General features: G+C 69.6%; 21 protein-coding genes. 11 read left to right on the forward strand and 10 right to left on the reverse strand.

Translation table 11 applies throughout. From position 1 onward, the window contains the following. Positions 1–16 precede the first annotated feature (16 nt). Positions 17–646: an IMPACT family protein gene (locus C7H75_RS06550; RefSeq protein ID WP_005514848.1), complete on the reverse strand. Its 630-nt coding sequence runs from the start codon at positions 644–646 to the stop codon at positions 17–19. Between the two features lie 77 nt (positions 647–723). On the opposite strand from C7H75_RS06550, the gene C7H75_RS06555 reads away from it, so the two are divergent. The 5 genes from C7H75_RS06555 to purH all read left to right on the forward strand — a co-directional run bounded on the left by C7H75_RS06555 (position 724) and on the right by purH (position 7105). After that, positions 724–2121, forward strand: coding sequence for a DUF2252 domain-containing protein (locus C7H75_RS06555; protein ID WP_069856159.1), 1398 nt, complete (start codon positions 724–726; stop codon positions 2119–2121). 92 nt (positions 2122–2213) lie between these two features. Continuing rightward, positions 2214–3104: a DUF5336 domain-containing protein gene (locus C7H75_RS06560; RefSeq protein WP_005514846.1), complete on the forward strand. Its 891-nt coding sequence runs from the start codon at positions 2214–2216 to the stop codon at positions 3102–3104. A 97-nt stretch (positions 3105–3201) separates the two neighbouring features. After that, positions 3202–4830 carry a cell division protein PerM gene (locus C7H75_RS06565; RefSeq protein ID WP_233281867.1) on the forward strand — a complete coding sequence of 543 codons (1629 nt, stop codon included), beginning with the start codon at positions 3202–3204 and terminating at the stop codon, positions 4828–4830. 87 nt (positions 4831–4917) lie between these two features. Continuing rightward, a complete protein-coding gene (gene purN / locus C7H75_RS06570; RefSeq protein ID WP_084865995.1) occupies positions 4918–5526 on the forward strand; it encodes a phosphoribosylglycinamide formyltransferase in 609 nt (202 codons plus the stop codon). Further along, positions 5519–7105, forward strand: coding sequence for a bifunctional phosphoribosylaminoimidazolecarboxamide formyltransferase/IMP cyclohydrolase (gene purH / locus C7H75_RS06575; RefSeq protein WP_084844035.1), 1587 nt, complete (start codon positions 5519–5521; stop codon positions 7103–7105). The genes purN and purH overlap by 8 nt, the downstream gene beginning before the upstream one ends. 43 nt (positions 7106–7148) lie before the next feature. Here the strand turns inward: purH and C7H75_RS06580 are convergent, their stop codons facing one another. Together C7H75_RS06580 and C7H75_RS06585 are read right to left on the reverse strand one after the other, a co-directional pair. After that, on the reverse strand, positions 7149–7421 hold the full coding sequence (locus C7H75_RS06580) for a hypothetical protein (RefSeq protein WP_013415172.1): 273 nt from the start codon (positions 7419–7421) through the stop codon (positions 7149–7151). Between the two features lie 358 nt (positions 7422–7779). Continuing rightward, positions 7780–8745 carry an alpha/beta hydrolase family protein gene (locus C7H75_RS06585; RefSeq protein WP_106851122.1) on the reverse strand — a complete coding sequence of 322 codons (966 nt, stop codon included), beginning with the start codon at positions 8743–8745 and terminating at the stop codon, positions 7780–7782. A gap of 86 nt (positions 8746–8831) precedes the next feature. Between C7H75_RS06585 and C7H75_RS06590 the strand changes: the two genes are divergently transcribed. Together C7H75_RS06590 and C7H75_RS06595 are read left to right on the forward strand one after the other, a co-directional pair. Continuing rightward, complete coding sequence (locus C7H75_RS06590; protein ID WP_175280023.1) at positions 8832–10226, forward strand: ATP-binding protein; 1395 nt, start codon at positions 8832–8834, stop codon at positions 10224–10226. A 13-nt stretch (positions 10227–10239) separates the two neighbouring features. Continuing rightward, complete coding sequence (locus tag C7H75_RS06595; RefSeq protein WP_064058048.1) at positions 10240–12189, forward strand: VWA domain-containing protein; 1950 nt, start codon at positions 10240–10242, stop codon at positions 12187–12189. Between the two features lie 6 nt (positions 12190–12195). On the opposite strand, the gene C7H75_RS06600 is transcribed toward C7H75_RS06595, so the two are convergent. Then, positions 12196–12582, reverse strand: coding sequence for a VOC family protein (locus tag C7H75_RS06600; RefSeq protein ID WP_013415176.1), 387 nt, complete (start codon positions 12580–12582; stop codon positions 12196–12198). Then, a complete protein-coding gene (locus C7H75_RS06605) occupies positions 12579–12896 on the reverse strand; it encodes an ArsR/SmtB family transcription factor (RefSeq protein ID WP_197535464.1) in 318 nt (105 codons plus the stop codon). Before C7H75_RS06605 ends, C7H75_RS06600 begins: the two co-directional genes overlap by 4 nt. Positions 12897–13060: 164 nt before the next feature. On the opposite strand from C7H75_RS06605, the gene C7H75_RS06610 reads away from it, so the two are divergent. Together C7H75_RS06610 and C7H75_RS06615 are read left to right on the forward strand one after the other, a co-directional pair. Beyond that, positions 13061–14479 carry an amidase gene (locus C7H75_RS06610; RefSeq protein WP_106851123.1) on the forward strand — a complete coding sequence of 473 codons (1419 nt, stop codon included), beginning with the start codon at positions 13061–13063 and terminating at the stop codon, positions 14477–14479. Between the two features lie 21 nt (positions 14480–14500). Further along, positions 14501–15196 (forward strand): helix-turn-helix transcriptional regulator, encoded by a 696-nt coding sequence (locus tag C7H75_RS06615; RefSeq protein WP_049799420.1) that lies wholly within the window; start codon positions 14501–14503, stop codon positions 15194–15196. 10 nt (positions 15197–15206) lie between these two features. Here the strand turns inward: C7H75_RS06615 and C7H75_RS06620 are convergent, their stop codons facing one another. Next, a complete protein-coding gene (locus C7H75_RS06620; RefSeq protein ID WP_005514833.1) occupies positions 15207–16133 on the reverse strand; it encodes an AEC family transporter in 927 nt (308 codons plus the stop codon). Between the two features lie 145 nt (positions 16134–16278). On the opposite strand from C7H75_RS06620, the gene C7H75_RS26180 reads away from it, so the two are divergent. Both C7H75_RS26180 and C7H75_RS06630 read left to right on the forward strand, forming a co-directional pair. Then, on the forward strand, positions 16279–16599 hold the full coding sequence (locus tag C7H75_RS26180; protein WP_013415180.1) for a MerR family transcriptional regulator: 321 nt from the start codon (positions 16279–16281) through the stop codon (positions 16597–16599). A 48-nt stretch (positions 16600–16647) separates the two neighbouring features. Continuing rightward, positions 16648–17043: a hypothetical protein gene (locus C7H75_RS06630; protein WP_005514830.1), complete on the forward strand. Its 396-nt coding sequence runs from the start codon at positions 16648–16650 to the stop codon at positions 17041–17043. Between the two features lie 20 nt (positions 17044–17063). Here C7H75_RS06630 and C7H75_RS06635 read toward each other — a convergent pair whose 3' ends face one another. From C7H75_RS06635 to C7H75_RS06650, 4 genes are all read right to left on the reverse strand, one after another. After that, positions 17064–19391 carry a sulfatase-like hydrolase/transferase gene (locus C7H75_RS06635; protein ID WP_069856154.1) on the reverse strand — a complete coding sequence of 776 codons (2328 nt, stop codon included), beginning with the start codon at positions 19389–19391 and terminating at the stop codon, positions 17064–17066. Positions 19392–19540: 149 nt separating this feature from the next. Continuing rightward, positions 19541–20317, reverse strand: a complete 777-nt coding sequence (locus tag C7H75_RS06640) for an ABC transporter ATP-binding protein (RefSeq protein WP_081205263.1) — start codon at positions 20315–20317, stop codon at positions 19541–19543. Next, entirely contained in the window at positions 20314–21351 is a 1038-nt protein-coding gene (locus C7H75_RS06645) for an iron chelate uptake ABC transporter family permease subunit (RefSeq protein WP_022594548.1), read from the reverse strand. Before C7H75_RS06645 ends, C7H75_RS06640 begins: the two co-directional genes overlap by 4 nt. Then, positions 21348–22535, reverse strand: coding sequence for an ABC transporter substrate-binding protein (locus tag C7H75_RS06650; RefSeq protein WP_013415184.1), 1188 nt, complete (start codon positions 22533–22535; stop codon positions 21348–21350). Before C7H75_RS06650 ends, C7H75_RS06645 begins: the two co-directional genes overlap by 4 nt. Positions 22536–22547 lie beyond the last annotated feature (12 nt).

Raw genomic sequence — 22547 nt, forward strand, 5'->3', positions numbered from 1 at the left:
GGCGCCGTTCGGCGTCTCACACGTCCACCCACCGGACGCCGGCCGGCTCGAGTTCGCCTGCCCCGGCGGTGAGTTCGGCGACGACCGCGGCGAGGTGACCGGGGTCCTTCGTGGCCAGGGTGAAGGTGACCTCGGCACCGTAGACGGTGTCGACGACGGGGATTCCGCGGCCGCGCAGTTCCGCCTCGATTCGGCCCGCGGTGTCGTGCCCGACGTCGAGGGACAGCAGATCGAGACGTTCGCGGCTGAGCAGTGTCGGCCGAGCGGCGTCGGCCGCCACGGCGACTGCGCCGGAATACGCGCGCACGAGGCCGCCCGCCCCGAGTTTGACGCCACCGAAGTACCGGGTCACCACCGCGGCCACGTCGACCAGATCGCGCGCCCGCAGTACCTGCAGCATCGGCACGCCGGCGGTGCCGCCCGGTTCCCCGTCGTCGCCCGACCGTTCGGCGCGTTCGGACGGTTCGTTGCCCGTCACGTACGCCCAGCAGTGGTGCCGAGCGTCCGGATGGAGCCGCCGCTGCTCGTCGAGGAAGGCCTGCGCATCCGCGGGGGAGTCGACCCTTCTCAGCGCCGCGATGAAGCGGGAGTGCTTGACCTCCGTCTCCTCTACGACGTCGGAACCTGCGGGCAGCGTGAACGGCATGATGTCATCTTCCCTTTCCGGCCCGGCTCCGCCGCCGCGGGGAGACAATGGTGCGGTCCCCACCCGAGGGAGGTGCGATGTCGAAAGTTGCCGAGGCTTCGATCCGGGCCGACCGCGCCGACCGGGGCGAGGCCGCCCGTCGGCGCGTGCCGTTCGACGCTCTGGCCGATCTCGCGGGCAGTGGTCGCGATCCGATCGAGTTGTTGAGAAGTCAAGACCTGCAACGAATTCCGGAGCTCCTACCGATCCGTTACGGGCGAATGGTGTCGACGCCCTTCGCGTTCTACCGCGGCGCGGCGGCGGTGATGGCCGACGATTTGTCGCGAACGCCGAACTCGGGACTGCACACACATCTGTGTGGGGACGCGCACCTGAGCAACTTCGGGGTCTTCGCGACCCCGGAACGACGGCTGGCTTTCGACGTCAACGACTTCGACGAGACGTACCCGGGACCGTTCGAGTGGGACGTCAAACGGCTCGTCGCGAGCGTCGAGGTCGCCGCCCGGGTCCTGTCGTTCGGTGGTAAGCGCCGCCACCGCATCGCCCTCGCGTGCGCCGCCGCGTACCGCGAGACGATGTCGGCGCAGGCCCGGCTCGGCAATCTGGCCGTCTGGTACTCGCACGTCGAGGCCGAACAGGAACTCGCCGATCTCCGCGAGACGCTCGATGCGGCCAGCCGCCGGAGTTCGCGAAAACTGGTCGAGAAGTCGTGGCGGCGTGACAGCCTCCAGGCTCTCGGCAAGCTGACCACGATGACCGACGACGGTCGCCGGATCGTCTCTCGGCCACCGTTGCTGGTGCCGATCGAGGAGGTGTTCGAGACGCAGGACGCGCGTGCGCTGTACCGCGAGTTGTCGGGGCGCCTCGCCGAGTACCGCGAGACGCTGCGCGCAGACCACCGTGTCCCGTTCGACCGGTATGCCTTCGTCCAGGCCGCCCGCAAGGTCGTCGGCGTGGGGAGTGTGGGGACCCGTAGTTGGATCCTGCTGTTGCTCGGTGCGGACGACAGCGACCCGCTGTTCCTCCAGGCCAAGGAAGCCCAGCCCTCGGTCCTGGCGCAGTACCTTCACGGACCGGACCACCCGAACCAGGGGCAGCGGGTGGTCGAAGGGCAACGGATCATGCAGGCCGCGAGCGACATCTTCCTCGGCTGGCAGCAGGGCGTCGGCAACGACGGTGTCCGACGGGACTACTACGTGCGGCAGCTGCGCGACGCCAAGGGATCGGCGACGGTCGAGTCGATGACCCCGACCGGGATGGAGCAGTATGCGAGGCTGTGCGGCCGTGTGCTCGGTTACGCGCACGCTCGCGGGGGCGACCGGTTCGCGATCGCCGAGTACCTGGGCCCCGGCACCGGATTCGACGAGGCGATGGCCGCCTTCGCGCGGGCCTACGCTGACCGGACCGAGCAGGACCGTGCCATGCTGGCCGCGGCCGTCGAGGAGGGCCGGATCCCGGTGAGCACGCCGACGTGACGCCCGTCGTGCGCCGTGCTCTCTTCGGGTGAGAGCTGTCGGTGATCGGGGTAGCGTTCATGGGGATTTCGACACATCGACGAGGAGCGCAGATGACTTACAACGATGCAGGGTCGGGCTACGGCCAGCCCCCGCAGACGTCGGGCGAGTCCAATTCGCGGGGACTCTCCTTCTACCTCGGCCTCGGGGCGGCGGCGTTGGGCGTCGTGAGCTTCCTCCTCGGCTTCGCCCCGTACCTCGACTCGCCGGGCTCCGCGATGATGTACGGCGTGACGCTCAATGCGTTCGAGCCGCTCAGCAACGCGGTGGCGCCGCTGTCGCTGCTGCTGCTGGGCGGTCTGTTGTCGGGTATCTCGCTGCTGCCGAAGCAGAATTTCACGGGGCCGGCGGCCGCGGCCGCGGTCACGGGCTTCCTCGCCGCGTTCGCGCTCATGCTCAACCTTCCGGGCAACAGCGAGCTCGCCGGCGGTGGAATCGCGATCCTCGTCCTCGGGTTCGTCCAGACGGTGCTGGCGGTCGCCGTGTTCCTGTTCTCGGCCGGAATCGTGAGTGAGCCGGCCGCGCGACCCAGCCGCACCCACACCCATCCCGCCGCGTACGGACATCCTCAGGGGTACGCGCCGCAGCAGGGCTACAACGCGCCCCAGGGTTTCGGGCCGCCGCAGGGCTACGCGCCCCAGCAGGGGTACGCGCCGCAGCAGGGCTACCCGTCCGGCTACGGACAGTCGCAGCAGCAGTACGGCTACCCGCAGTCGCACCAGGCTCCTCAGCCCACGGCCGGGTACGGACAGTTCCAGGCGGGGCAGCCCTACCAGTCGCAGCCGACGCAACAGATGTCGCAGCAACAGCCGGAGACGTCGTCGACGCCGGCCCCGCCCCGGCCCGAGCCCTCGCAGACCGACGTGACCGGGGCGCCCACCCAGGCGTTCGGCGCTCAGGGCGACCGGAACGACGCGCGAGACAAGGGCGACGACGAGAAGTGACCCGGCGAGGCGTCACCCGTCTCCTGGGCCAGTGGGGAAGGCCACGTTCCGGCGCGCCTGAGCGGACACCCGGCGCGCAGGTGCGACCCTCGAGATGATGACTTCTCTGCTTGGTCGTGGCTCCCGCCGCGACGTCCCCACTCGCCCCGATCCGATTTCCGGCGACGCCCGCGCACTCGTCGGTGTCGCACTGCGGCCGACCGGTGCCGCGATCGTGCTGTTGTCTGCGGTCGTGCTCGTCACGCTCGTGTCGTCGAACAGCGACCTGACGGGCGCGATCGGCGCGATCGCGACGAGTTGGTTCGCGCTGCACCAGGTTTCGCTGACGATCACGGACGCACCGCTCGGGATCCTCCCGTTGCTGCCGACCGCGGTGCTGATGTGGGTGGTGGCGCGCGGCTGTGCGCGAGTGGTGGAACCGGACACGTCTGCGCGCGAGGCCGCGAAGGTGGTCGGTGCTGCCGTCGCCGGTCCGCTCGCCGCGACGCTCATCGCGCTCGCGGTGGTGACCGACGCCTCCGCCGTCACGCCGATCTCCTCGCCGAACGCAGGGGCCGCGTTGGTGTGGGTGGTGGCGATCCACGCCCTGGCCGCGGGCGCCGGTGTCGTGTCGGTCGTCGGACGCACTCGGTGTGCTGCACTCGGGGCGCCCACGTGGCTGCCGTCGGTGGTCCGGCCCGCCGTGCGCGCGGCAGTGTCGCTGTTCGCGGCCGGCAGCGTGCTCGCCCTCGCCTCCCTCCTGTGGTCGTGGTCCGAGGTCGGTGACCTGCTCGGCGAGGGCGGCGGTGTGGTCGGGGTACTGGGTCTGACCGTGGTGTCGGTGCTGTACCTGCCCAACGTCGCCGTCGGCGGCGTCGCGGTGCTCCTCGGCGGGACAGCGAATGTCGGTGGGACGTCACTGAGCCTGTTCGAGATCGTCGCGGGTCCGGTACCGCCGGTGCCCGTCCTCGGAGGGGTGCCGACCGAACTGGCCGGTCCCGCGTGGCCCGTCCTGCTCCTCGTCCCGGTGGCCGTCGGAGCACTTCTCGGACGAGACTGCGGTCGGCTCCGGCTGTCGCTGCAGGACACCGCGTTCGCGGTGCTCACGGCGGCGGGCGTCGCCGGTGTCCTCGCTGCCGCGGTGGGCTTCGCGGCCGGCGGTGAACTGGGCGCCTACGGATTCGTCGGGGTGGAGCCGTGGGCGTTGGGCCTGCTGACCTTCGGGTGGCTCGTGCTGCCTGGTCTGGCCGTCGCGGCCGTGCTCGCGCGCCGGAACGAGAGTGACGTAGAGTTCGAGGAAACCCTCGACGAGGGAGCCGGGGAGGCCGAGGTGTCGCCGAGCGCGTCCGGTGAGCCTGGCGCAACTGAGGAGTTCGCGTTCGAGGTGAAGCGTCTCGAACTGCCGTCGATGCGCTACCGTTCGGAACCCGAACCGGATGCCGTGACGGCGGACGGCCCGGATGTGGACGGCGCGGATGCGGACGGCGCGGATGCTCCGGACCCGGCTGTCGAGGACGCCCTCGAGGCCGAGATCGTCGACGACGAGACGCCCGAACCGCAGCCCGCGGACGGCGAGTCGGAGGCCGAGGCGCTCGACGTCGTCGAGGTCGAGGTTGCGGCCGGCGGAGAAGATCCCGTCGATTCCGGCGATTCCCCGGACGGCGTTTCCGAGAAGAGCTCCGCGCGGGAGCGCGCCGCGGACGCGGAAGGCGACCTGCCGGACGGTCCGGTGACCCCCAGAGACTAGGCTTGGGGCGGCCCGTGACGCGGCCGGATCGTCTCGAAAACCAGGAGTAGTGCGCTGACTGCCACGCGTGACCAGCTGCGGCCCACGGTGCCCGCTCGGATTGTCGTACTCGCGTCGGGGACCGGCAGCCTCCTGGAGGCGCTCCTCGCGGCTACGCGCGCCGACGGCTATCCCGCGGCGATCGTCGCAGTCGGGGTCGACCGGGACTGCGCCGCCACCGATCATGCCGCGAACGCCGGTGTCGCACACTTCAAGGTCGCGCTCGGCGAGTATGCCGACCGCGCCGCGTGGGACGTCGCCTTCACCGAGGCCGTCGCCGCCCACCGGCCCGACCTGGTGGTCAGCGCCGGTTTCATGAAGATCCTCGGCCCGGCGTTCATGGAACGTTTCGGTGGCCGCATCATCAACACGCATCCCGCGCTGCTGCCGGCGTTTCCCGGCGCGCACGCGGTGCGTGACGCGCTCGCGTACGGCGTACGGGTGACCGGCTCGACGGTGCACCTGGTCGATTCCGGCGTCGACACCGGCCCGATCCTGGCCCAGGAGCCGGTCGAGGTCCGCGTCGATGACGACGAGGCGACGCTGCACGAGCGCATCAAGATTGTCGAACGGCGACTGCTGGCCGAGGTCGTGGCCGCCGTCGCCCTCCGAGGTGTTGTTTCCGACGGACGAAAGGCCGTGATCCCCAGTGAGTGAACGCAAGGCTGTGCGCCGCGCACTTGTCAGCGTCTACGACAAGACCGGACTGGTCGAACTGGCCACCGGCCTGCACCAGGCCGGTGTCGAGCTGGTGTCCACCGGCTCCACCGCAGCCAAGATCGCCGAGGCCGGCATCCCGGTCACCAAGGTCGAGGACCTGACCGGCTTCCCCGAGTGCCTCGAGGGCCGCGTCAAGACGTTGCACCCGCGCGTACACGCCGGTGTTCTCGCCGACACCCGCAAGCCCGAGCATCTCGCGCAGCTCGAGGAACTGGGCATCGAGGCCTTCCAGCTGGTGATCGTGAACCTGTACCCGTTCACGCAGACCGTCGCGTCAGGCGCCACCCCGGACGAGTGCGTCGAGCAGATCGACATCGGCGGTCCGTCGATGGTCCGCGCCGCCGCCAAGAACCACCCGTCCGTCGCGGTCGTCGTCGACCCCGCGAAGTACGAGGGCGTTCTCGCCGCGGTGGAGGCCGGTGGCTTCAACCTCTTCGAGCGCACCGCGCTGGCGGCACAGGCGTTCCAGCACACCGCGTCGTACGACGTCGCGGTCGCCACCTGGATGACCGAGAGCCTGGTCGAGACCGTCGCGCCCAGCGAAGAGACGGAAGATTCCGCACTGTCGAAGTTCCCGCGCTGGGTCGGTGCCACGTGGAACCGCTCCGCGGTGCTGCGCTACGGCGAGAACCCGCACCAGGCGGCGGCGCTGTACGACAGCCCGGCCGGTCCCGCGGGCCTCGCGCAGGCGAAGCAGTTCCACGGCAAGGAGATGTCGTACAACAACTACACCGACGGTGACGCCGCGTGGCGTGCGGCCTACGACCATGCCGAGCCCGCGGTCGCGATCATCAAGCACGCCAACCCGTGTGGCATCGCGGTGGGCGCCGACATCGCCGAGGCGCACCGCAAGGCGCACGCGTGCGATCCGGTCTCCGCGTTCGGTGGCGTGATCGCCGCCAACCGCGAGGTGACCGTCGAGATGGCCGAGCAGGTCGCCGACATCTTCACCGAGGTCGTCATCGCGCCGTCGTACGCGCCGGGTGCCGTCGAGGTGCTGGCCCGCAAGAAGAACGTCCGCGTTCTCGAGGCCGCCGCCCCCACCGAGACGGGCATCGAGCTGCGTCCGATCTCCGGTGGCGCGTTGCTGCAGGACCGCGACGTCCTCGACGCCGACGGCGACAACTCCGCAAACTGGACGCTGGTGGTCGGCGACGCTGCAGACGAGAAGACCCTCGCGGATCTGGAGTTCGCGTGGCGTGCGTGCCGCGCCGTGAAGTCCAACGCGATCCTGCTCGCGAACGACGGCGCCTCGGTGGGCGTCGGCATGGGGCAGGTCAACCGCGTCGACTCCGCGCACCTCGCGGTGCAGCGTGCCGGGGACCGCGCCAAGGGGTCGGTGGCGGCGTCCGACGCGTTCTTCCCGTTCCCCGACGGACTGCAGGTCCTGCTCGACGCCGGTGTCCGCGCCGTCGTCCAGCCGGGCGGATCGGTTCGCGACAACGAGGTGATCGAGGCGGCCCGCGAGGCCGGCGTCACCCTCTACCTGACCGGTGCGCGCCACTTCGCGCACTGATCGACACCTTCCGCAGCGCTCCCTCGTCCGGAGTTCGCGAGCCTCAGGCCGCGAGCTCGGACGGGGGAGCGCTGTGCTGTGCGGACTCGATGAGCGTGCGGGCGTGGGCGGCGTCGGTGCCCTCGACGACCAGGCGGGCCGCGCCGCGGGCGATCAGTTCGCTGAGCAGTGCCGCTGCTCCGACGTCCTGGCCGGGCTCGACGTGCCGCAGGTCGATGGTGACGACCTGGCCGGTGAGGTCGCCGGGCAGGTCCAGGGCGGTGGTACCGCCGGCGCCGTGTCTCGTGGCGCCGCCGGCGCCGAGTCGAAGCTTCATGTGATTTCTCCTGACTGGAAGTAGTAAAAGAAAAGGCACCCGAGGCGGTGTGCCTTCGGGTGCCCGAGAGAGGTTCCGGTTACGGGGAACCGGTCTCTCGGGGCCACCTGAAGAAGGCTGCGTGGCGGTGCCAGGCGGGTACGGCGAAATATGCGTGCTCGGAGATGTGCTGTGAAAAGTGCTTGTTGCCTACGTGCTTCAAGGCGTTTGCCGAGCTCATCGACTGCATCGCGACCGTACCTTTCTCGTGTGTGCCCGTTGGTTAACGGAGAACCATACAGCAGTGACGGCCCGGCGACATCTCGGTTTCTGCGCCGAGCGTGTCGCCGGGCCGTGCGAGTCCCGGATGAGAGGGGGATCAGAGGCTGCGGAGCCAGCCCTCGAAACCCTGGGTGAACTCGGTCGACCAGGGCAACGGTTCGATGTAGTCCGCACCGGTGGAGGGGGCGTCGCCGATCTCCTTGAGCACGTGGTTCGCGGTCGTCATGCGCACCTGAGTCAGCGCGGTGTGAGCGAGTGCGGCGTCGAGCGCGTCGACGTCGCTGCTGCTGAGCTGGATGTCCTTCGCCGAGCAACTGGTCACGACCGGCAGACCCGCAGGCAGGCGCGAGGCCAGCTCGCGCGGGTCGAGCGCGTCCTCCTCCGCGAGTGCTCGCGCATTGGCAGGAACGAGGCCCGCGGCGCGCAGCGGATCGGGCAGGTCGTCGGTCAGCGTGGCATCGCTCCGCAGCGACTCGACGGCTCCGGCGAGCGCAACCCGCAGCTCGTCCGCCAGTTCCACCGGTAGCTGTCCGGCGCCGACGACGGCGGTGAGCTGTCCGTCGATCTGCGTGGTGAGCAGGTCCAGAAGCCGGACGGCGAGCGGCTCGAGCAAACCCAGGCCGGCGACCTTTGCGCCGCTGCCGGCGAGGGCCAGCGCGATGAGCGCGCCCTCGCTGTGCCCGACGACGTATACCCGTTCCGGGTCCACGGCCGCCCGGTCGGACAGGAACGTCAGCGCGGCCGCGGCGGCGTCGGTGAACACCGAGAAGCCGAGGTCGCCGATGTCCTCGAGCTCGTACGGACCGAGTCCGGTCGAACCGCTGCCCAGCTTGTCGTAGCGCAGGGAGGCGAAACCGTGCCGCTCGAGCAGGTCCGCCAGGAACTCGAGGGTACCGATCGAACCGGGGAGCAGCGCGCTGTCGCCGTTGCGGTCGGTCGGCCCGCTGCCGGCCAGCAGCAGGACGGCGGGGGCGGGCGCGTCGGGCCCGCTGCCGGCCGGCAGACGCAGGCTGCCGTGCAGGGTGATCGCGCCGGTGGTGAAGGTGATCTCGGTGTCGGCCATGCCGTCGAGTCTCTCAGAGCGACACGTCCGCTCCGTATGCGGCGACGAGCCCACGTGCCGAATCGTCGGAACACTCGTAGCTTGGAGTGGTGACTGCCACACCGCCCGCGCATCTGCCCCGCACTCTCGGTGAACTCCGGGCGTCCGGCCACGTCCAGCGTCCGGTCAAGGAGGAGATGCGTGACAATCTGCTCGCGGCCCTCCGGGACGGCGTGGACCCGTGGCCCGGCATCGTCGGCTTCGAGGAGACGGTGCTGCCGCAACTCGAGCGCGCCCTCATCGCCGGCCACGACGTCGTGCTGCTCGGGGAGCGAGGCCAGGGCAAGACGCGACTGCTGCGCACCTTGCCGCTGTTGCTCGACGAGTGGACGCCGGTGATCGCCGGGTCCGAACTGGGCGAGCACCCGTACGAGCCGATCACCCCGGCCTCGCTGCGCCGGGCCGCCGAACTCGGCGACGCGCTGCCCGTCGAGTGGCGGCACCGCACGGAGCGCTACGCGGAGAAGCTCGCGACGCCGGACACGTCGGTCGCGGACCTGGTCGGCGACGTCGACCCGATCAAGGTCGCGGAGGGACGCAGCCTGGGCGATCCGGAGACCATCCACTTCGGGCTCGTGCCCCGCGCGCACCGCGGCATCGTCGCGATCAACGAGCTGCCCGACCTGGCCGAACGGATCCAGGTGTCGCTGCTCAACGTCATGGAGGAGCGCGACATCCAGGTCCGCGGCTACACGCTGCGGCTTCCGCTGGACGTGCTGCTGGTGGCCAGTGCCAACCCCGAGGACTACACCAACCGCGGCCGGATCATCACTCCGCTCAAGGACCGCTTCGGCGCCGAGATCCGCACCCATTACCCGTCGTTGCTCGACGACGAGATCGCGGTGATCCGCCAGGAGGCGAACCTGCAGGCGTCGGTGCCGCACCATCTGCTCGAGGTGCTGGCCCGGTTCACTCGGCTGCTGCGCGAGTCGACGTCGGTGGATCAGCGGTCGGGCGTCTCGGCGCGCTTCGCGGTGGCCGGTGCGGAGACGGTGAGTGCCGCCGCGGTGCATCGCAGCGCCGTGCTCGGCGAGGCCGAGGCGGTGGCCCGGCCGATCGACCTCGGCACCGTCGTCGAGGTGCTTCGCGGCAAGGTCGAGTTCGAATCCGGCGAGGAGGGGCGAGAACTCGAGATTCTCGAACATCTGCTGCGACGTGCGACCACGGACACCGCCCGCACCCGACTCGGCGGTATCGACATGGCATCGCTCGTGTCGGCGGTGGAGCAGGGGCAGCCCGTCGTCACCGGTGAGCGGGTGACCGCGAAGGCGTTGCTCGGGGAGCTACCGGAACTCGACGTGCTCGACGAGGTCGCGGCCCGGCTCGGGGCACAGACCGACGGCGAACGGGCCTCCGCGGCCGAGCTCGCACTCGAGGGCCTCTACCTGGCCCGGCGGATCTCGAAGAATCCGGACGAGAACGGGCAGGCGGTGTATTCATGAGGGCGTGGGCCTCATGAGCCCGTCTCGCGGCGCGCGGTACGGCCGGTACGAGGGCGGCGATCCACTGGCACCGCCGGTGGATCTGCGGGACGCGCTGGCCGCGATCGGTGACGACGTGCTCGAGGGGGCCTCGCCGCGGCAGGCGTTGCGGGAGTTGCTGCGGCGCGGCTTCGGGGACCGGCGCGGGCTCGACGACCTGGCCGCGCAGGCCAACCGGCGCCGCCGGGAGTTGCTGCAACGCAACAACCTCGGTGGGACGCTCGACGAGGTGAGGGAACTGCTCGACCGGGCGGTACTCGAGGAGCGCAAGGCCCTGGCGCGCGCCCTCGACGACGACGCCCGGTTCGCCGAGATGCGGATCGAGGAGCTGCCGCCGTCGACGGCGCAGGCCGTCGCCGACCTCGCCGACTACGACTGGCGCAGCAGCCAGGCCCGCGAGGACTACGAGAAGATCCGTGACCTGCTCGGGCGCGAGCTGCTGGACCAACGATTCGACGGGATGAAGCAGGCTCTCGAAGGCGCCACCGAGGAGGATCGCCAGCGGATCCGCGACATGCTCGAGGACCTGAACGCTCTGCTGGACAGCCATGCTCGCGGCGAGGACACCACGGAGCAGTTCGAGCAGTTCATGAATCGGCACGGCGAGTTCTTCCCCGAGAACCCGCGTAACACCGACGAACTGCTGGACTCGCTGGCCCGTCGGGCTGCCGCAGCTCAGCGGCTGCGGAACTCGCTCACCCCGGATCAACGCGCGGAGCTGGATGCACTGGCGCAGCAGGCATTCGGCGACCCGTCGCTGACGAACCAACTCGACCGCCTCGACGCGCACCTGCAGGCCGCCCGTCCCGGCGAGGACTGGAACGGCTCGGCGGAGTTCCGCGGCGACGACGGACTCGGGTTGGGGGAGGGGACGTCGGCGGTCGCGGACGTGGCGGATCTCGAGCGGCTGTCCGAGCAACTGTCGCAACAGTATCCGGGCGCCCAGCTCGACGACATCGACACCGAGGCGCTGGCCCGCCAACTCGGCGACGAGGCCGTCGCGGACGCTCGGACGCTCGCCGACCTCGAGAAGGCGCTGCAGCAGCAGGGATTCTTCGACCGGGCCCCGGACGGTCAGTGGCGCCTGTCGCCCAAGGCGATGCGCCAGTTGGGGCAGACGGCTCTGCGGGACGTCGCCGGAAGCCTCGCGCACCGCGGCGGGCAGCGGGAGACCCGTCGCGCCGGGTCGATGGGGGAGCCGACCGGGGCGTCGCGGGCATGGGAGTTCGGGGACACCGAACCGTGGGACGTCACCCGGACCTTGACCAACGCGATCCTGCGCGAACCCGGCCGGATGCCGGTGCGGATGACGGTCGCGGACGTGGAAGTGGCCGAGACCGAGCAGCGCGCGCAGGCTGCCGTCGCACTGCTGGTGGACACGTCGTTCTCGATGGTGATGGACGGGCGGTGGGTGCCGATGAAGCGCACTGCGCTGGCGCTCGAGCACCTGGTGACGACGCGGTTCCGGGGAGACGCGTTGCAGCTCATCGGTTTCGGGCGGTACGCGCAGGCCCTCAGTGTTGCCGAGCTCGCGGGCCTGGACGGCGCGTGGGACCAGGGCACCAATCTGCACCACGCGCTGCTGCTCGCGGCCCGGCACCTGCGCCGCCATCCCAACGCGCAGCCCGTCGTGCTGATCGTCACCGACGGTGAGCCCACCGCCCACCTCGAGCCGGACGGGCAGGCGTTCTTCGACTACCCGCCGAACGTGCGGACGCTGGGGCTGACGGTGCGCGAACTCGACACCCTCGCCAGGCTCGGCGCTCAGGTCACCATCTTCCGGCTCGGCGACGATCCCGGCCTGGCCCGTGTCGTGGACCGGATGGCGCAGCGGGTGGGCGGACGCGTCGTCGCACCCGACCTCGACGGTCTCGGTGCTGCCGTGGTGAGCGACTACATGCGGATGCGTCGCCCCGGGCGGTGAGAGGCGTCAGTCCTGCGCGACGATCTGGATCAGATTGCCGCACGTGTCGTCGAAGACGGCGGTGGTGACGGGCCCCATGGTCAACGGCTCCTGCGTGAACACGACTCCGAGTGCCTTCAGTCGCTCGAACTCGGCCGGCACGTCGTCGACCGCGAAGGAAGCGGCGGGAATCCCGTCCGCGACGAGACCGGTCTTGTAGGCCTGGGCGGCCGGGTGCTGGTCGGGTTCGAGCAGTAACTCGGTGCCGTCGGGGTTTTCGGGAGAGGCGACGGTGAGCCACTTGTGTTCGCCGAGGGGGACTTCGGTCTTCTTCACGAAGCCGAGGACGTCGGTGTAGAAGGCGAGCGCCTTGTCCTGGTCGTCGACGTGCACGCTCGTCAGATGGATCCTCATGGCACTTCTTCCTCTCCGCGGTGGTGCGTGATGTCGTGGTGCGTGATGCGAACCGGCCAGCGATCGGTGATCTCTCGTAGGGGTGTCGTGTCGAGATGGTGGAACTTGTACCGGCCCTCGCGTCGGGTTCGGAGCAGGCCGGCCTCCTCCAGTACCGCCACGTGCTGCGAGACGGCTTGCCGGGACGAGCCGACGTCGTGCTTCGTGACGAGTCGCGTGCACAGTTCGAACAGCGTCTGACCGTCCCGGTCGACGAGTTCGTCGAGGATCGCGCGCCGGGTCGGGTCCGCCAGGGCTCTGAACAGGTCACCCACACCCGAAACGATAGGCAAGTGCTCGCTTGCCTGTCAATCCCGTCGCCGCCCGTCGCCGCCCGTCGGGGTTCCGTCATCGGTCATCCGACCGATGGTGCGGGTGTGACGACGGTCATAGCGTGGCGATCGTCTCCGAAACACCTCACTGTGAAGGACGGTTCGCCATGAACACATCGGATCCGGGTTGGATGTCGGCTACCGAGATGGCCGCGCAGGTCGCCTCGAAGGGTCTGTCGCCCAACGAGATCGCGGAGGAGATGATCCGCCGGGTCGACGAGATCAACCCCGCGGTCAACGCGATCGTGCACTTCGACGCCGACCAGGTGCGGCGCGACGCGGCGGAACTGACACGCGCGCAGGCGAGTGGCGAACAGTTGGGGCCGCTGCACGGCGTCCCGTTCACGATCAAGGATCTCACCGACGTCCGCGGTCTCCCGACCACATTCGGCCTGAAGCCCATGCGCGACAACATCGCCGAGCGCGACGCGGTGATCGTGACCCGGTTGCGGCAGGCCGGCGGCCTGTATCTCGGCAAGACCAACACGCCGGAGAGCGGCTACTACGGCGGCACCGACAACCACCTCTTCGGCCCGACCCACAACCCGTGGAAGCCCGGCCACACCGCGGGTGGATCGAGTGGTGGCGCGGCCGCCGCGGTTGCCGCCGGACTGGGCCCGCTCGCCGAGGGCAGCGACGGCGCCGGATCGGTTCGGATCCCGTCGGCGCTGTGCGGCGTCGTCGGTCTCAAACCCACGACCGGCGTGATCCCGCAGACGATCCTGCCCGGTCGCTACAACAACTGGGCCTACCACGGCCCCATCACCCGCACCGTCGCCGACAACGCGCTGATGCTGGACGTGCTCGCCGGACCGGATCATTCGGATCCTCTCAGCATCGAGCGAGTCGAGACGTCGTACGTCGAGGCGGCGCGCGGGGGAATCGACGGCCTGCGGATCGCGTGGTCGCCGAACCTCGGTCTCGGGTACGTCGACCCCGACGTCGCGGCCGTGTGTGCCGAGGCGGTCGCGTGCTTCGAGGAGATGGGCGCGAAGATCGTCGAGGCGACCCCCGATTGGGGAGATCCGTCGCAGGCGATGTGGCACGGCATCTGGGTGCCCGGCTTCGCGGGCGAGCACGACATGCTCGACTGGGACTCGCTGCACGGCGACGTCGACGAGAATCTGATCGAGCTGATCCACGAAGGGCGTCGGCTCACCGGTGTCGACTACGGTCGCGCCGACACGTTCCGCGGTCGCATGTGGGACACCTGGACCGAGTTCATGAACGACTACGACGTCCTCATCTCGCCGACCCTCGCATCAGCGACCTTCCCGCTCACCCAGTTCGCGCCCGACTGGTTGCAGGGCAAGTCGCTCCGCGAGCAGCTTCTCGACTGGCTGCTGACCTACCCGTACAACATGTTGAACAACCCGGCGATCACCGTGCCGGCCGGATTCACCCCGGACGGACGTCCGGTCGGCCTGCAGATCGCTGCGCGGCACCGCCAGGATGCGCTCGTGCTCCGGGCCGCGGCGAACCTGGAGCAGGCGCGGCCGTGGGCGGATCGGCGTCCGGTGGCGTAGGTCACAGGTAGATTCGGCGCCATGAGCGAGCGGTGCGAGACGGCGGCCGGAGACCGGGACCTGATGTCGTCCCGATCCCCGGTCACCGTCGCGCACGGCCTGCTCTCACGCTGGTCCGCCGAACTCGGTTACGTCGCGGCCGCGATCACCTACCGACGCAGTGGGGACCAGGGGCAGCGGGTGCTCGCCAACGGCGGCTACGCGGTGCCCGTCGCGCAGTACCTGGCACGCGAGTTCGTCGACGACACTCGGATCTTCGACCACATCAGGGTGGCGTCCGGGCGGCCGGTCTGCTGGGAGGACGTCCCCGATTTCGAGCTGACATCGGCAGTGGAGGACGTGTTGCGGCCCTCCGGGTTCCGAGAAGGATCCTCGGTGGCACTCGGCCTGGAACGAGGGCAGGTCACCAGCGTCCTGCACGTGAGCTTCACGCGCTCGCAGGTCGATTCGACGGTGCGGGCCGGAATCGAGGCGCTCGCGCGGCAATGTCGCCGCATCGTCGCGGATCAGAGCGAACGTGAATCGTTCCGGCTCAGCGGCCGGGAACACCAGATCCTCGCGCTGGTCGCGCAGGGCGCAAGCAACGCCGAGATCGCGGCGGAACTGTTGATCAGTAGGCGCACGGTGGCGACACACCTGGAGAACATCTTCGCCAAGACCGGGACGCGGTCCCGTGTCCGCGTCGCGGTCCGGGCCACGGAACTGGGGATCCTGTGAGCCGGGTGGTTCAGGCGAGCAGCGCCGCCACCAATCCGATCGCCGGGATCGACGCCAAGGTCGTGACGAAGGCCGCGTCGCGGGAGAGGACCATGCCGCGCTGATAGCGGCTGGCGTAGACGAACACGTTCTGCGCGGTGGGCAGCGTCGACACGACGACGATCGCGAACAGTTCGTGACCCTCGAGGCCGAGCAGGTAGCGGGCCATCAGGTACCCGAGCACCGGCTGGACGCAGATCTTGAGCACCGACGCGAGCACGACGTCGCGGCGCGGACTCGCACCCTTCTCGAGCACGCGCACCCCGTACAGCGACAGTCCGAAGGCGAGCAGTGCCCCGGGGACGGAGGCGCCGCCGATGAGCCGGAACGGCTGCATCAGTGCTTCCGGCATCGTCCACCCCGACACGGCCACCGCGAGTCCGGCGGCGCCGGCCAGCACGATCGGATTCTTGAACGGCGCGGTGATCGTCTCGAGCCGGGACGCGTCCTGGCGCATCGTGCTGATGTCGAGCACGGTCAGCGCGATCGGCGAGAAGATCATGATCTGGAACAGCAGCAGCGGCGCCACGAACGACGCGTCGCCGAGTACGAACACGGCGATGGGAATGCCCAGGTTCGCCGAGTTCACGTACGACGACGCGAGCGCGCCGATCGTCAGTTCCGGCAGTTCCCGGCGCAGCCACACCCGGGCGATCACGAAATAGAGGCCGGCGACTGCGAACGCGGTGGCCGCCGCCACGGCGAGGGTCGGGGAGAACACCACCGACAGGTCCGAGTTGGCGAGGGTGTCGAACAGCAGCGCCGGAGTGGCGACGAAGAAGACGAGGCGGCTGAGGACGAACTGCCCGTGCTCGCCGAGGGTGCCGGTGCGACCGAGGAAGTACCCGATCGCGATGACGACGAAGATGACCGTGAAGCCTGCGACCACACCCGACACTGCCTACATCCGCCGATCTACCGAGGTGTCGCTGAACTGCACATACCGCCGCGAACTCTACTCCCGGGGCTTCGGGGCGCCGCGCCGGGCCGGTACCGCGAGCCGCTGCTCATCGGGCGTGTCCGGCACTGCTACCTTTCCCTTCGTGGGAATTCAACCGCCGGAGGACTCCTCACGCTCGAAGCGTGGCGTCTACGGCATCTCGGTGACGTCGGAGCTGTCCGGGATCGGTCCGCAGACGCTGCGGCTGTACGAGAGCCGCGGGCTCATCACTCCGTCGCGCACGTCGGGCGGGACCCGCCGATACAGCGAGGACGACCTGTACCGGCTGACCAGGATCAGTGAACTCGTCGCGCTCGGCGTCAACCTCACCGGTATCGGTCTCATCCTGTCGCTCGAGGACGAACGCGCGGCGCTGACCGCCGAGAACGCCAGATTGAGGGCGGCTGCCGAATCGGCCGTGTAGCAGCGAGACCACCGAGTCCGATCTCGCGTCGACCGAAGGGACGATGAAGTGCCACGCACACAGGAACACGCAGCCCGCTACGCCGATGCGTTGACCGCGCTCGCCGCCGCCACGCATCGGCCCACGAACGTCGTCAACATCGGTGGCGAGTACGCGATCCGTGTCGACTTCGCCTTCGGGATGTACGTGCTCGCCACCAATACCGAACACGGACTGAGCAGCGACCCCGACGCCCGCGACATCTGGTTGGTGCGGCTCTTCGAGCAGACCTCGGACGACACGACGGGCGACGTCGAACTCGTCCGCGCGCGTCACGAGTGGCTCGCCGACGCGTTCGATCTCGTGATCGCCGAACTGATCAGCACCGGCAAGTGGATTTCCTCCGACGCGATGCTCCACGAGATCGCGCCGCGGCCGGAGTCGCCGAACGACTCGGACGCCTGACGGCACTGCTGCCGCTCGGGTCAGGTGTACTCCACCACCACCCGCTCGATCGTTCCGTCGAACGGGAAGGGCGCGCGGTCACGGTAGTCGAGTGACACCGGTGAACCGAGGGACGTGCCGATGTCGAGACAGTCGTTCGCGGTGAACAGCAGCGGTGCGCTCACCGGAACCGTGGTCTTCCCGACGGGGCGACCGTCGACACTCAGCCGGATGTTCAACGGCCCACCGGGACGAGGGTCGGCGTACTCGGTGAGCACTTCGATCGTGTGCGGTCCCGGGGGAACCGGATGGGGCGAGCGAACCTTGGTACGCGCCAGGATGAACAGGTTGTACTCGTAACACAGGTAGCCGTCGTCCATGAAGCACGTCAGACCGCCGCTGTTGGCGCCCAGAGAGTAGAGGACGCCCTCGGCCCGCTCGGGAACGGTCAGTTCGACGGTGACCCTGTTGTCCTTGTTGCCCAACGCAGGTGCGCAGAACTCGGGCATCCGGACGATGTCGCCCGTGAACTCCCAGCTCGTGTAGGGCGTCGAGATTCTCTGTTCGGGGTGGATGGCTGCGACCCAGAGACCGCCGCCCACGGGGAGGGCACTGTTCCGCGCCGCCTCGATCGCGAAGATCTCCCGCAGCTGGGCGAGCTTCTTTGGGTGTTCCCGGGCGAGGTCCCGGTTCTGGGTCCAGTCCACGTCGAGGTGGTAGAGCTCCCAGGTGTCGTCGTCGGGGCTCCAGTCCCGGACACCGCCGGGGAGCCCCGGCACCCACGGGGCACGCGGGCCGAATGCCGACGCCATCCAGCCGTCGTGATAGATCGCGCGGCTACCCATGATCTCGAAGTACTGGGTGAGCTTGCCCGCCTTGGCATCCCGGTCGACCAGGGTGGACGCGAAGCTCGCGCCGTCGATCGGATCCTGCGCGATCCCGTTCACGGTCCGCGGGGCGGTGATGCCGAGCAACTCGTAGAACGTCGGCACGATGTCGTTGCAGTGCAGGAACTGCGTGCGCGGGGCGGGATCGGGCGGGATCTTCGCGGGCCACCGCGCAACCATCGGGTTGCGGGTGCCTCCGAGATGCGAGGCCAGCAGCTTCATTCCCTTGTACGGCGTGCTCCCCGCCCACGCCCACCCTGCGTGGTACATGTTGTCGGTCTTCGGGGAGCCGAGAACGTCGAGTCCGCCGAGTTCGTCGAGCGCGGCGATGTGCTGTGCCGTGGTGGTGGGAATGCCGTTCTGCGCGAGCAGTTCGCTGATCGTGCCGTTCTGGCCCTCGCCCGACGAGCCGTTGTCGCCCCAGATGTAGAGGACCAGGGTGTTGTCCCGGTAACCGAGGTGGTCGAGTTCGTCGAACAGCCGCCCGATCTGGACGTCGCAGTGCTCGGCGTAGCCGGCCGCGACCTCCATCAACCGCCGTTGGAACGGTTTCTCGTCCTCGGGAATGTCGTCCCAGGCCGTCATGGTGGGATCGCGGTCGGTCAATTCGGCCTCGGGCGGAATCCAGCCCTTGTCCTTGGCGCGCGCGAAGACTCGCTCCCGGTAGGCATCCCACCCGTCGTCGAACTTGCCGGCGTAGCGGTCGGCCCACGGCTTCATGATGTGGTGCGGTCCGTGCAGGCAACCGCTGGCCCAGTACATGAAGAAGGGTCGCTCGGCGTCGAGTGCCTTGTGTCGGCGCAACCATCCGATGGCGTCGTCGGCGAGGTCCTCACTGAGGTGATAGCCCTCCTCCGGGGTTTTCGGCGGAAGGACGACAGTGGTGTTACGCACCAGATTCGGCTCGTACTGTGACGCCTCGCCGGCGAGGAAGCCGTAGAAGTAGTCGAACCCGACCCCGGTGGGCCAATTGTCGAAAGGCCCGGCGGCGGTCGTCTCCTCGGCGGGAGTGTTGTGCCACTTGCCGAACGCGGCGGTGGTGTAGCCGTAGTGGCGCAACACCTCGGCGCCGGTCGCACTGGACTTCGGGATGTGACCGGAGTAGCCGTCCCAGTCGTTGGCGAGCTCGGCGATCTGACCGTTCCCCACACGGTGATGATTGCGGCCGGTGAGTAGCGACGCGCGGGTCGGCGAACACATCGCCGTCGTGTGGAAGCGGTTGTAGGCGATGCCCTCCCCGAGCATGCGGTCCAGCGTCGGGGTGTTCACCTCGCCGCCGAAGCCGGTCGGCAGACCCGGTCCCGCGTCGTCGACGAGGACGACGAGGATGTTCGGTGCGTCGGAGGGCAGGCGCCGACTCCTCGGGCGTGGGCTGTACACGGACTCCTGCATCGTCCGTCCCGCGACGCTGCCCGACGGCACCGGTGGAAACGGGAGGCTCTCCCCGCCGGGGATCGCCTCTGCCCACGAAGGATCACTCATCGCTCCGGACTCCTCCCGCCGCCGTCGGCCCTGTTCCGATCAGTGGACCATCGGTGCCCGCGCGCCGACCTCATCCCGGTCGGGTGAAAGACGGTGGCAGTGAAAGGACCGCGCCGTGGGAACGGCGACGGCGGCGTCGGTCCGCTTCCCTAGCCGTCGGCCAGGCGGAAGATGCCGTCGCGCGGATCGAAGTGGACCCGCCGTGAGTCGAAGGCGCGCGTGATCGCCCCTGATTCGACGAGTTCGGCGGGGCTGCCGTCGACGACGGTGCCGTCCCCGGCGGCCAGCCACACGTGCTGTGACGTGCGCAGCACCAGTTCGACGTCGTGCGTCGAGAGCAGCACCGTGATTCCGGTGTCGGTGGCGATCTCGTCCAGCAGGGCCAGCAGTTCGACGCGAGCGGCCACGTCGAGGAACGCGCTCGGCTCGTCGAGCACCAGCAGGGCCGGCTGCTGCACGAGCGCCCGCGCGATGAGGATGCGCTGTCGCTGGCCGTCCGACATCTCGTGCATGCGCACGTCGGTGAGGTGGGCGGCGCCGAGCCGGTCGAGACTGTCGGCGATGAGCCGCTTCTCGTCCGCGCTCAACCGGGATGTGAAGCCCTGGTGGGGGAGTCGTCCGAGGGCGGCCACCTCGCCACCCGTGAGCAGGCCCCCGTCGACGCGGTCGGTGAGGACCACCGCGATCCTCCGGGCGCGGTGTGCGGGGGAGAGCTTCGTGACGTCGTCCCCGTCGAGGAACACCGACCCGCCGAGGACACGCTGCAACCCGGCGACCGACCGCAGCAGCGTCGACTTGCCCGCGCCGTTGGGGCCGAGCAGGGCGGTGGCCTGACCGGCGTGGGCCGTCAATCGCACATCTCGCAGGATCGTCCGCGCCGGGCGGCCCGGGTAGCCGACGGTGACGTCGTCGAGGACGAGCGTCATGAGACGGTCCCGGCTTGGGCGCGGCGCGAGCGCAGGAGGACGAGGATCACGACCGGCGCGCCGACGAGCGCGGTGACGACGTTGAGGGGCAGGACGCCGTCGCGTCCGGGCAGCTGGGCGACCACCGAACACAGCAGTGACACACCGGCCCCCATGAGCACGACGCCGGGCAGGAGGATCCGGTGGTCGGAGGTGCCGAGCGCCAGCCGGGCGAGGTGTGGGACCGCGATCCCGAGGAAGGCGATCGGTCCGCAGAACGCGGTGACGGCGCCGGCCAGCAGCGCCGACGCCGTGATCGCGATCGTTCGGGTGCGGACCAGATGGACGCCCATCGAGTGGGCGTAGTCCTCGCCGAGGAGCATCGCGTTGAGCGGCCGGACCAGCGTCGCGGCCAACACGACACCGACGAGCACGGCGGGCACGAGAACCCGCAGATCCGACCACGACGCGCCCGCGTACGAGCCGAGGCTCCACAGGACGAACTGCTGCATCTGGGCGGGCTGCGAGAACGCGACCAGCAGCGAGACGATCGCGCTGGTGACGGACCCCACCATGACGCCGACGATGAGCAGCGTGACGACCGAACGGATCCAGCGCGAGATGGCGAGCACGAGCAGCAGCACGGCCAGCGCGCCTATCGCGGCAGCCGCAGCGACCCCGAGACGCCCGGTTCCCGCGACCGCCGCGAAGACGCCGGCGCCGGTACCCGAGCCGAGCACCACGAGCGCGACGCCCAGACTCGCGCCGGAGGACACCCCGAGGATGTACGGGTCGGCGAGAGGATTGGCGAACAGCGTCTGCATCAGCAGACCCGCCACCGCGAGCGCCGCGCCCGCACAGGCCGCGGTGACCACGCGGGGCAGACGGATGTCCGCGATGAGCGTGGTCCAGCGCTCTGAGCCCGCGTCACCGGTGAACAGGTACCGCGCAGTGGTGCCGAACGGGATGGTTACCGATCCGACCGAAACCGCGAGGATCGTCGCCGCGACGACGAACGCGGCCAGCGCGGTGACGGTGGCGGCGGTGCGGTTCACTGCAGTCGACGGTAGAAGGTGAACTCGTGGCCGGGCAGAAGGTCCGGATGCGCGATCGCGATGAGATCGGCGAGCACCAGGTCGGGGCGCAGGACGCCCTGCTCGTAGATGTCGAGCGCGCCCGCGTCGGTCATCCGCGCCGACGACGTCCACACCTGACCGTCGCGGAAGGCTGCGAACTCGGCGAGGCGCGGCTCGGCGGCGATCGCCTCGGCCTTCGTCCTGTTCGAAGACGTGCTGATCGCCAACGGGAATCCGCCGGCCTTCGCGAACACGGTCTCGAGGTCCGTCTGCAGGCTGCCGGTGCCCGGCTCCGACATCCACGGGTGCGTGATGCGGGCGGTGGAGTACAGGTCGTTGGAGTAGCTGGCCAGCGGGACCGACCACGCTCCCTGATAGGGCAGGCCCGGAACGATCGGCGCGTCCGCGACGTTCGCGGCGAGTGTCGTGTACTTGCCGTACTCGGAGACGATGCCGTCGAACGTCTCGGTGGCCTGCTGCTCGGTGCCGGTGAGGGCCGCGAAGAACTTGATCCACTCGGCCCGGCCCAACGGGTCGGTCTCGAGCCAGTCGTAGTTGTCGAGGACCGGGATCTTCGAACGCTCGATCACCGCGAAAGCGGGATCGGTGAAGCCGCCGGTCACGAACGCCTGCGGGGCCTGCGCCACGACGGCCTCCGCGTCGACCTGGCCGGCAGTGGCGAACTGGGTGACGCCGTCGTCGGCGATGTGGGCGCGCGCGGCCTCGCTGTAGACGTAGTCGGCGCTCGCGAAACCGGTCAGCACGTCGAGCTTGCCGAGGGCCTCGAGGCTCGGCAGGTGCGTGGTCGACTCGGCGAACAGGCTCGTCACCGGCGTCGTGACCTGCTGGGCGCCGGCGAGGTCGCCCGTGAGTTCGGGCGCGGGGGCGCCGCAGCGGGTGAGCACGTACGACTCGTCGGCCTGGCCGGGCTGGCGGACCGTCACCACCTGGTACGACTGGTGGTACTCGATGTCGAAGTTCTCCGCGTATTCCACGGTCTGCTTGTCCGGGAAGTAGTCGGTGCCCGCGTCGAAGTCGGTGATGCAGTCGGCGCCGGCGGCCGACGCGGCGTCGGTCGAGTCATCGGACGAGCACGCCGCGACAGCGCCCACGGTCAGGGCGGTCGCGGTGAGAAGAACAGCGGTACGGAACGAAAACGACACCCGGAGAATCTA

This window comes from Rhodococcus (subgen. Prescottella) equi, from assembly GCF_003013675.1.
GTDB lineage: Bacteria > Actinomycetota > Actinomycetes > Mycobacteriales > Mycobacteriaceae > Prescottella > Prescottella equi.